This is a genomic window from Bacillus sp. AFS029533, from assembly GCF_002585125.1.
GTDB lineage: Bacteria > Bacillota > Bacilli > Bacillales > Bacillaceae_G > Gottfriedia > Gottfriedia luciferensis_B.
Map to the genome: position 1 here is coordinate 24,507 of NZ_NUQC01000044.1, position 8,241 is coordinate 32,747.

Genomic DNA, 8,241 nt, shown 5'->3' on the forward strand with positions numbered 1-8,241 from the left:
AAAATTCATTGTATTTTATGTTACTCTTGATTATAATACAAAGCATAACAAATAAAACAACTTTGAGAGAAAGGAGGTAATTAATGAAAGTAGCAGGGATGAATATTACATTCAAGCATTATCCTATCCAATATTTTTTTGATTGTATGGACCAATTAGGCATCAGTAGCATTGAATTATGGGCTGGTGAACCTCACCTCTATGTTTATAGAAACTTGCTTTGCAATTTGAGAGAGATAAAGAAAGAAATTAAGGCTAGAAGTATGGAAATAGTCTGCTATACTCCAGAACAATGCATTTATCCATACAACCTTGCTGCTTCAGATTCAAATTGGCGAAAAAAGAGTATTGATTATTTTATTGAAAATATTCACTCTGCGGTGGAGTTGGATACTGATAAGATGCTAATTACTTCAGGGATTGGCGATTTCTCCCTAACAAAAGAAGAATCGTGGAAATATGTAAGTGAATCAATATATCAAATTACAAAGGTGGCAGAGCACGAGGGGATCACACTTGCACTAGAACCTTTAACAAGATTTGAATCTAATTTAATTATTAATACACAGGGATTAAAGAGAATGGTTGATGAAATAAAATCCCCTTCCTTAAAAGGGATGATTGATACCGTTGCTATGAACTTGGCGGGTGAAACACCAGATGATTATTTTTTATTGCTTCCTGAGTTATGTCATTTCCATTTAATAGATGGTGATAGCAAGACAGATTCTCATCTTGCTTTAGATGATGGTAATTTACATTGGAGGGAATATGTGAAAAGCGTGCAAAAGCACCAATACGATGGGGCATACACTCTTGAAATTATGGGGTCAACTTACTATCAAAATCCACTAGATGCTGTTAAAAAATCCTTAGTTAAACTAAATGAATTAGGAATTGTATAATCTAAAAATTTGGAGGAGCCTTTATGAGTAATACTATGCTTACAAGAAAGCTCGGATTTTGGTCGGCATTAGCAATTGCTGTTGGTACGACCGTAGGATCAGGTATCTTTGTCTCGTCTGGTGATGTAGCAAAAGCAGCGGGAACCCCCTCTATTTCTATATTAGCTTGGATTATTGGCGGTATTATTGCTATTCCGCAAGTGATGGTTCTTGCTGAGTTGTCGACTGCTTATCCTGAAAATGGAAGCGGTTACGTCTATTTGAATAAAGCAGGCTGGAGACCTTTAGCCTTTTTATATGGATGGGCAACATTTTGGGCGCTTGATCCACCTTCAATTTCAATTATGGCTCTAGCAGTCGTTTCATACTTGGCAAGCTTTTTCCCGTTTTTCTCTGGAGTTGCTGGCAAGTTGTTAGGGGTTGCGATAATTTTAATAATTACTTCAATTCATTATCGAAGTGTAAAAGAGGGCGGGCTTTTTCAAGTAATTATTACCGCTGTGAAAATCATTCCGTTCATTATCGTTATTGTTCTAGGTTTAATGTATATGCACCCGGGGAACTTCTCCTATACGGCTCATGGAGAAGTGGTAAAAACAAGTCTAATCGGTGGTGTCTCTGCTACAACATGGGCTTATACCGGTATGGCCGCTATTTGTTTTATGGCAGGTGAATTTAAAAATCCCGGAAAAACGCTACCTCGTGCCTTGATTAGTTCTGTCTTTATTGTATTAATTTTGTATACTTTGCTTGCAGTCTGTGTAATTGGGTTAATGCCTTTTAGTAAATTGATGAGTTCTAGTGCAGCTGTTTCTGATGCGGTTAAGTATATACCAGGCCTATCTCATATTGCTTCTTCGTTTGTTGCGATTACTGCAATTATCGTTATTTTAGGCTCACTAAGTTCATGTATCATGTTTCAGCCTAGGTTAGAATACGCGATGGCGAAGGACGGGCTGTTTTTCCAGCGTTTTGGTCGTGTCCATCCAAAGTATGAAACTCCAAGTTTTTCAATTATTGTTCAAGTTACCTATGCATGTATTCTAGTTTTTGCAACTAATTTAACGACTTTACTAGGCTATTTTACATTAATTCAATTAGTGATTAATATTTTGGATTTTGTAGCAGTTTATAAATGCCGTAAGCGTGAGGACTATAACCCGATTTACAGGATGCCAATGTGGAGACTAACGACGATTTTAGCAATTCTTGGAGCTTCTTGGCTTGCTTGGGGTACGTTTACTTGGGCTCCATGGCAAGGGATGGTAGCAGCATTCATTGTCATCGCTACCGGACTACCTGTTTACTTTTACTGGGAAAAACGGTACGGTCCGAATAAGAAAAATGACGGTAATCTAGTAACAAAGAAGAATTCAATTATCTCAGGAAGCTAGTGAACTTTTGCTAGCTTCTTAATTTTTTGAAAAAGCAATTGCTTTATTTGTTATATTTAATTATAATACAAGGCATAACAAATATGTTTTAGGGGGATCTAACCATGTTAAAATTTGATGAAGCGTTATTTTTAAAACTTGTAGAAAAAGAAGGACTTGCATTTAGAAGTAAAATTGAGGATATCGTAGATTCAATCTGTCAAAAAGGTTACAGCAATCTTTTCCTGATTGGTGCTGGCGGAACGATTGCAATGATGTATCCTTATAAATATATTTTAGAATCAAACTCTACAATCAATGTACATGCCGAAATCGCAGCCGAGTTTATGGTCATGAACAATAAGCACTTTTCAAAGGATTCCGTATGTATTTTCACCTCAGTTTCAGGGACAACACAAGAAACTGTAGCGGCGGCAGAGTTTTGTAAAGAAAGAGGGGCTACTACAATTGCTTTAGTAGCGGAACCAAATACTCCATTAACGCAAGTAGTAGATTACTGTATTACAACCGGCTCGGAAAAACATTCGTTTGATACATTCTTTATGCTGTTGTACATCGTAGTATTTCGCTTCATGTATAATAACAATGAATTTCAGCAATATGAACAGTTCACAAAAGAAGTTTCCTTGTTGCCACAAGCTATTTTAGCTGCTGTAAAAGACTTTGATAATAAGGCTGAGGAATTTGCTATTAAACATAAGGATACAGATTATCATATGATGGTGGGTTCAGGTAACTTATGGGGTAACACTTATTCATATGCAATGTGCATTTTGGAGGAAATGCAATGGATTCACACAAAATCCATCCATGCAGCGGAGTTTTTCCATGGTACGCTTGAGCTAGTAGTTGAAGATACTAGTGTTATTTTACTGAAAGGTGAAGATGAAACAAGACCATTGATGGATCGAGTAGAAAGGTTTGCGGAAAAAATTACGAATCAATTAACTGTTATTGATACAAAGGACTTTGAATTGCTAGGTATTAGTGAGGAATTTAGAAAACACTTTTCTGTCAGTGTTAACTGGGCAGTTTTAAGTCGAATTAGTGTTTACCTTGAAAGGGAAAGAAATCACTCATTAGACCTAAGAAGATACTACCGTAAAGTAGAATATTAAAAAAATTAGTGGGCACTACATAGTAGTGCTCGTTTCTTAGATTAAAAAGAAGGTTGGGATTAGATGAGAATTGTTACAGTCGGCGATAACTGTATGGATGTCTATCTTGCAAACGAGAAAGTGTATCCTGGAGGAAATCCGGTAAATGTTGCTGTCTACTTAAAAGAGCTTGGGGCAGACTCTTCGTATATAGGTTGGGTTGGAAGTGATTCCTTTGGTGAACAAATGATTAAATCGATTCAAAGTAAGGGGGTCGATACATCATTTATTTCTAAAAAGATAGGAAAAACAGCAGTTACCCATGTAGAATTGGTTAATAATGACCGCCATTTTGGAGATTACGATGAAGGGGTAATGGCCCAGTTCACATTAACTGGTGAAGAACAGGAGTTTATTCAAACCCATCAACTTGTCCACGCTGGTATATGGGGACATGTTGAGGAGTATTATCCACTTTTTAAACAAAAAGGATTGCTTACTGCATTTGATTTTTCAGACCAGTTAGAGCACGATTTAGTAAAGACGCTACCTTGTTATGTGGACTATTCCTTTTTTTCTTATAAAAAGGATGATGAGTTTATCAGGGGATTTTTAAAGGATGTAAAAACACAAGGATCCAAGGTTGCCGTTGCCACGCTTGGAGAAAATGGATCTCTAGCTTTCGATGGGAAACATTTTTATCAATTTGGTGTATTGGAAGATAACGTTGTAGATACGATGGGAGCAGGAGATTCTTTCATAGCTGGATATATTTATGGTACTTTACAGGGCTTTTCGATCGAACAGTGTTTGGAATTGGGAACTAAAACGGCTGCAAAAACAATTGGCTATTTCGGTGCATGGTGACGATAACTAGTCGGCAGTGTATAATAATGTTGAAAAACATTGACGGATAGGATGAAAATTATGAACCTAAATTCTTCAACCCCACAACCTCTCTATATGCAGATTAGGCAAATGCTACAGAATGATATTCAACAAGGGAAATATAAACCAGATCAACAGATTCCCACAGAAGCTGAGCTTTGTGAAATGTATAATGTCAGTCGAATCACTATTCGAAAGGCCATTGAGGAATTAGTGAAGGATGGTACATTAACACGCATACCACGTAGGGGCACGTTTGTAGCTTCAAATAAGTTTAATAATGAACTGTTATCTGTAAGCGGATTCTCAGAGTTTAGTCACCAACTAGGAATGATTTCAAATTCCCGAATCCTTAGAAGTGAAGTCATCCCGGCATCAAAGGATGTTGCAGAACATCTTAAAGTTGAAGAGGGAAGTCGAGTACTTGAGCTTGAGCGACTTATGTATGTGAATGAACGTCCACTTTTTTATGATATTGCACATTATTCACTAACTCGTTTTCCTGATTTGGAAAAGAAAATTGCAACAGACGAATCTACATATAAAGTACTCTCAAAGGACTATAATACAGAAATCCTAAGCAACGATAAAATTATCGACGTAATAGGAGCGACAAAAGTATATGCCAATTACCTTGAATGCGATATAGGAGCCAATCTTTTTAAAATCCTAAAAATTGCCTACGATTCAAATGAGGAACCTGTCCACCTTTCAACGTTTATGTGTGAAACAAGTAAAGTAACCTTAACCGTTCATCGTACAAAATAGAGTTAACTCTATTTTATATGAATTACATATTTTAATAAAAAAACTCACTTTNNAAAGTGAGTTTTTTTATTAATAATTTGCAGGATTTACCTGGATAGCTTTAAAGTTTTGATTATTATCTGAGTAATGCCACCATTCTTTAGAATAGCCTACAAAACCTACTTGTCTCATTGCCTTATCCATAATATGATAACTCTTTTCCTGTACACTGCTTCGTTTATAGCTTCGAGATGCTCGTGAAGAAAAATCATCGAAATTAGATTGCATTTGTACTTCTTTTCCATCTAAAGTACATAGTGTTATATCCACCGTTGCACCAAGTTGGTGTCCACGGATATTTTTAGGATCAGGTTTAGCTACATAATCCGAATTAGGATATGCGTTCCAAAGTGTTTGTTGTGCAGATAAAGGTCGGTAAGCATCCCATACTTTAATTATATATCCTTGTTTTTTAAGTATTGCGTTTGCTTTTGCTAATTTTTTTGCTGTACTTGTCCTAAGTATTGCTTGACTAAAATTATAAATACGTTTGCCAGTGAAGTTATTAGTTGTGTTATATTTCAAATCAACAATAATACTTTTATCTAATGATTTAACGTTATTGAACTCCGCTATCACATATTTTCCATTTATAAATCCTATTGTCTTTTTAAACTTAATTTTATACCATCCATTGGAGTGTTTATTAATAACCGTTAAAAGTTGGCCTTTTTTAACTGAACCGATCAACTTATATGATGTACTAGGCCCACCACGGACATTCAATTTATTTGCAGTTACAGTATAAACTTTATTTGCTGCATAGGTAGATGTTGGATTTGTAAAGAAACTTATCGATAGAAATGAAAGAGTGGAAAAAAATACAAATATCTTCTTAATAATTCTCATATTTCACCTTCTTTGATTTTTTAATAATCTGTTAACTATAACCATTATTCTACAGAATGGCTCACATCACCTTTCATTTTGAAACTATAAAGATAAAATAAAAAACATTACTATTAAGTAATGTTTTTTATTTACAATATAGGAGATAAGAGGCGTGAGATTGCTTCTTTTAACCTGATTAAGACTGATCGCTCTTGATATTTTTCAATTGTAAGCTCACTACTATGATGACTATCAAGTAAAAAAAAGTTTTGTAGTTCAGAAGCTTTTTCTTCTGAATAGGTAATCGCATTAATTTCAAAATTTAACTTAAAACTACGTGTATCAATATTCGTAGTTCCTACTGAAGCTATTTCGTGATCAACAACGATGGTTTTAGCATGTAAAAACCCATTCTCGTAAAGTAAGATTTTTGCACCATACGATAAAAGTTCTCCAGCGTATGATAGAGAAGCCCAATACACGAATGGGTGATCAGGTTTACTTGGGATCATTATTCTTACATCGATACCGGATAAAATTGCGATTTTACACGCATCCATAATACTTGTATCTGGAATAAAATAAGGTGTTTGAATATAAACACATTTTTTGGCAGACATAATTAACTTAACGTACATGTTTTTTAAATGTTCTGTTTCTGAATTTGGCCCACTAGCAACAATTTGGATAGGGGTACTTCCAATATTTTTTTCATTATTAAATGAGAATTCTTCTATATTATGTACAGGTTGATTAGTAGCTTGTTGCCAATCTAAAATAAATCTACCTTGAATTTGGTTTACTGATTCTCCCATTATACGAAAATGAGTGTCTCTCCAATAACCAAATTTCTGATCAATTCCAAGATATTCATTTCCAATATTGAACCCACCTATATAAGCAATTTTTCCATCTATAATACATAGTTTTCTGTGATTCCTATTATTTAACCGGAAATTGATGAGTCTTAAAAATGAAGGGAAGAAAGCTCTCACTTCGCCACCATGTTTAACAAGTTCTTTGAAAAAAGAAGGGGTAATTCTTTTGGAACCAATGTCATCATACAGGACTCGTACTTTCACACCTTCTTCTGCTTTTTTCGAAAGTTCATCTCTAAGTTTCTTTCCTAACGAATCACGCTGGATAATATAGTACTGGATATTAATTTCTCTTTGGGCAAGTTGTATATCTTTAAATAGTGAATTAAATTTTTCGTGTCCATCTCGAAATGTTTGGATCTCGTTATCTGTCGTTAATAAAGCATTAGCTGACTTTAAATTCATCATAATTAAATGTGAATGCTTGGATAGTAGCTCATCTTGAAGAAAACTTTGATCATTATGAATTTTATTAGCCTGGTCTGTAACCGCCAATTGTAGATAAGTTCTTTCTTTAGTCGATAGATGGTAGAAATTCTTTTGTTTTAGCTGCCTACCTAAAAATAGATATAGTAAAAATCCTACTATAGGTATAAAAAGTAAGATCATTAGCCACGCCCATGTGGCAACAACATCTCTTTTTTCTATAAATACTAGTACTCCTGCTAGAAGTATATTGATGATAAGGAGGATTGTAAGAAAATTATTAATATCCATTTTTCACACTTCCTATTAGTCAAATTTCCTTATATTAGTTTAATATCTTTTTTAATGCTCATTAATAATATTTTTTATATAAAAGAACAAAGTATTCGAAAACACTTCATAGTAACTCCAAAATACAGTAATATTATTTATCCCGTTAAAATATCAAAAAATGAAACATAGAACTTTTTTATAAGAAAAAGGAGCTGCGCTACTTTTATCGGGTCTTGTCCTTAAATTGTACTATAGTAAGTCGGATATTGTTGAGTCGTACTTTGTCAGAAACGTTAAATATGTACTGTTTAAAGCTGCATTATTAACTTAAAAAGCACTTAAACCAAGTTAAATCAAATAAGTAATAAACTTATGATTTTTTTTATTTGAAAAGTGTTGACATTAAATGTTCGATGCTTTAATATAGTTTAAGTCACGTCAGACAAGTTAACGAAGTCAACGAAAGCTTATCGTAGTAAGCTTTTAAAGTTTAAAAAAACTTTTAAAAAAGTGTTGACATAAACAGTTAGATGTTATAAACTGTAAAAGTCGCTAACGAAGACGACACACTTTATAATATGCGCCCGTAGCTCAATTGGATAGAGCGTTTGACTACGGATCAAAAGGTTATGGGTTCGAGTCCTTTCGGGCGCGCCATATTACGGGAAGTGGCTCAGCTTGGTAGAGCACCTGGTTTGGGACCAGGGGGTCGCAGGTTCAAATCCTGTCTTCCCGACCATTT

7 protein-coding genes and 2 tRNA genes are annotated in these 8,241 nt (G+C 34.6%); 7 read left to right on the forward strand and 2 right to left on the reverse strand.

The genetic code is table 11. The features are described from left to right. Positions 1-83: 83 nt before the first annotated feature. From COE53_RS20460 to COE53_RS20480, 5 genes are all read left to right on the forward strand, one after another. Positions 84-905, forward strand: a complete 822-nt coding sequence (locus COE53_RS20460) for a TIM barrel protein (RefSeq protein WP_098948647.1) — start codon at positions 84-86, stop codon at positions 903-905. Positions 906-928: 23 nt separating this feature from the next. Next, on the forward strand, positions 929-2,299 hold the full coding sequence (locus COE53_RS20465) for an amino acid permease (RefSeq protein ID WP_069033894.1): 1,371 nt from the start codon (positions 929-931) through the stop codon (positions 2,297-2,299). A gap of 104 nt (positions 2,300-2,403) precedes the next feature. Further along, positions 2,404-3,417: an SIS domain-containing protein gene (locus COE53_RS20470; RefSeq protein ID WP_069033893.1), complete on the forward strand. Its 1,014-nt coding sequence runs from the start codon at positions 2,404-2,406 to the stop codon at positions 3,415-3,417. 63 nt (positions 3,418-3,480) lie between these two features. Beyond that, positions 3,481-4,263: a fructoselysine 6-kinase gene (gene frlD / locus COE53_RS20475; protein ID WP_069033892.1), complete on the forward strand. Its 783-nt coding sequence runs from the start codon at positions 3,481-3,483 to the stop codon at positions 4,261-4,263. A gap of 60 nt (positions 4,264-4,323) precedes the next feature. After that, the gene (locus COE53_RS20480) at positions 4,324-5,052 is read left to right on the forward strand and encodes a GntR family transcriptional regulator (RefSeq protein WP_098948648.1); all 729 of its coding nucleotides are present in this window, start codon (positions 4,324-4,326) and stop codon (positions 5,050-5,052) included. Between the two features lie 69 nt (positions 5,053-5,121). On the opposite strand, the gene COE53_RS20485 is transcribed toward COE53_RS20480, so the two are convergent. Both COE53_RS20485 and cls read right to left on the reverse strand, forming a co-directional pair. Continuing rightward, positions 5,122-5,940 carry a M15 family metallopeptidase gene (locus COE53_RS20485; protein ID WP_084006896.1) on the reverse strand — a complete coding sequence of 273 codons (819 nt, stop codon included), beginning with the start codon at positions 5,938-5,940 and terminating at the stop codon, positions 5,122-5,124. 131 nt (positions 5,941-6,071) lie between these two features. Further along, positions 6,072-7,517: a cardiolipin synthase gene (gene cls / locus COE53_RS20490; RefSeq protein ID WP_069033890.1), complete on the reverse strand. Its 1,446-nt coding sequence runs from the start codon at positions 7,515-7,517 to the stop codon at positions 6,072-6,074. A 562-nt stretch (positions 7,518-8,079) separates the two neighbouring features. On the opposite strand from cls, the gene COE53_RS20495 reads away from it, so the two are divergent. Both COE53_RS20495 and COE53_RS20500 read left to right on the forward strand, forming a co-directional pair. Next, positions 8,080-8,156 (forward strand) — tRNA-Arg (locus COE53_RS20495). A gap of 5 nt (positions 8,157-8,161) precedes the next feature. Next, positions 8,162-8,238: transfer RNA gene (locus COE53_RS20500), tRNA-Pro, on the forward strand. The last annotated feature ends 3 nt before the right edge of the window (positions 8,239-8,241 follow it).